This is a genomic window from Streptomyces sp. WM4235 (genome assembly GCF_001279725.1).
Classification (GTDB): domain Bacteria; phylum Actinomycetota; class Actinomycetes; order Streptomycetales; family Streptomycetaceae; genus Streptomyces.
The window spans coordinates 1-1,970 of the sequence record NZ_LGDE01000160.1 but is presented as its reverse complement, the minus strand read 5'-3'; the positions used below and the strand labels follow the sequence as shown (position 1 = coordinate 1,970).

3 protein-coding genes and 1 pseudogene are annotated in these 1,970 nt (G+C 73.6%); 2 read left to right on the top strand and 2 right to left on the bottom strand.

The features are described 5' to 3' along the window. Nucleotides 1-117 precede the first annotated feature (117 nt). Nucleotides 118-351, bottom strand: a complete 234-nt coding sequence (locus ADK55_RS14290; protein ID WP_053678698.1) for a DUF6296 family protein — start codon at nucleotides 349-351, stop codon at nucleotides 118-120. A gap of 220 nt (nucleotides 352-571) precedes the next feature. Next, nucleotides 572-979: a DUF5997 family protein gene (locus ADK55_RS14285; protein WP_053678696.1), complete on the bottom strand. Its 408-nt coding sequence runs from the start codon at nucleotides 977-979 to the stop codon at nucleotides 572-574. Nucleotides 980-1,037: 58 nt separating this feature from the next. Between ADK55_RS14285 and ADK55_RS14280 the strand changes: the two genes are divergently transcribed. Both ADK55_RS14280 and ADK55_RS40460 read left to right on the top strand, forming a co-directional pair. Continuing rightward, a complete protein-coding gene (locus tag ADK55_RS14280) occupies nucleotides 1,038-1,820 on the top strand; it encodes a LysR family substrate-binding domain-containing protein (protein WP_053678694.1) in 783 nt (260 codons plus the stop codon). 14 nt (nucleotides 1,821-1,834) lie between these two features. Continuing rightward, nucleotides 1,835-1,970: pseudogene (locus tag ADK55_RS40460) on the top strand (hypothetical protein); the annotation flags it as partial.

The window sequence follows — 1,970 nt, the reverse complement described above, 5'->3', positions numbered from 1 at the left end:
TACCCCCCCCAGGTCGGCGCCTACTCCACCGGCGGCCCGGAACCCCGCGCCTGAACCGCCGGCGCGGCACACGCCGCCCACCCGGGCCGCACGGCTCCTCGGAGCCCGTGTCGGGCCTCACTCCGGCCGGCGGGCCACCACGGGGTACTCGGGGTCCTGCTGACCGCCCGAGGCCAGCATCCTGACCTCGCCCTGATCGCTGATCTCCGCGCGAATGATCCCGGTCTCGTCGGCGTACACGGGATGACCACCCGGCCCCGCCTGCGAGGTCCGCGAGACGAGGACCTTGTCCTGCGCCCGCCCCCCGTCCTCGCCGCTCCGGAACACCAGCTCATACCGGTCCTCGTCCACCGCACCTCCCGATCCGTGCCGCCGTCGGCCGTCCCTCCATGGGAAGTCCTCGCCCCCGCCGCGTCCATTTCACTGCGGCGATTGGCCCAGAGGGACGCCCACCGACCGGGGAAACGAGCCGGGGAAACGACCGGAGATCCGGTCGAGGAACCGGCCCGACACGGAAACAGCCCCGGACCGGGGTCCGGGGCTGTTCGAGGCGGTGCGGCGTGCCGGGGGCTCAGCCCTCCGGCTGCTCCTCCTGCTGCGCCTGCTTCTGCGCGTTCTTCTCCTTGATGCGGACCGTCTCCTTGCGGACCTCGGCCTGCGTGGCACGCTCCTTCTGCAGCCACTCGGGGGCCTCGTTCTTCAGCGCCTCGATCTGCTCCGTGGTGAGGGCCTCGGTGACCCCACCCCGGGCGAGACCGGCGATGGAGACGCCCAGCTTGGCCGCGACCACCGGCCGGGGGTGCGGGCCGTTGCGGCGCAGCTCCTGGAGCCACTCGGGCGGATCGGTCTGCAGGGCACCCAACTCGCTGCGCGAAACGACACCCTCCTGGAACTCGGCGGGGGTGGCTTCGAGGTACACACCCAGCTTCTTCGCCGCGGTCGCGGGCTTCATGGTCTGGGCGGTCTTGTGCGACGTCATGGAGTCAAGAGTATCGAGCGTGTGCACCACCTCTGACCACGGCCGGTAACCTGGCCCGGTGACAGGCTCGGAAGTACCTCCCTCGTTCCGGCTCGCCTACGTTCCGGGGGTGACACCCACCAAGTGGGTGCGGATCTGGAACGAACGCCTGCCCGGCATCCCGCTGACCCTCGTCGCGGTCGCCCCCGCCGCCGCCCCCGACGCGCTGCGCGCCGGCGAGGCGGACGCCGGATTCGTCCGGCTGCCGATCGACCGCACGGACCTCAGCGCCATCCCGCTCTACACCGAGACCACGGTCGTCGTGATCCCCAAGGACCACCTGGTGGCGAGCGCCGAGGAGGTGTCCACCGGGGACCTGGCCGACGAGATCGTGCTGCACCCCCTCGACGACACCCTCGACTGGGACACCCTGCCGGGTCGGCCCGCGATCGAGCGACCCGCGACGACGGAGGACGCCGTCGAGCTGGTGGCCGCGGGCATCGGCGTACTGGTCGTCCCGCAGTCCCTCGCCCGCCTGTACCACCGCAAGGACCTCACCTACCGGCCGCTGACGGGCGCCCCCGAGTCGCGGGTGGCGCTCTCCTGGCCCGAGGAGGAGACCACCGACCTGGTGGAGGAGTTCATCGGCATCGTCCGCGGACGGACCGTGAACAGCTCCCGGGGCCGCTCCCTGGCAGCCCCCGCGCCCGCGCCGGCGCAGCCGAAGGGCAAGCGCCCGGCGCCCGGCGGAGGCGCACGGGGGGCCGGCGGCGGCAAGACCGGCGGCAAGAACCCGCGCGCTGGCGGCGCGCCCAAGGGCGGCAAGGGCGGCGGCAAGCGCGGCAAGCCGCGCGGCCGCTAGCAGCGGGCGCCCACGTGCTCGTCGCCCGCTCGGTCGGCCTGTTCCTCGCGGCCGCCCTCTTCGAGATCGGCGGAGCCTGGCTGGTGTGGCAGGGCGTCCGGGAGCACCGGGGCTGGGCGTGGATCGGCGCGGGCGTGATCGCCCTCGGCG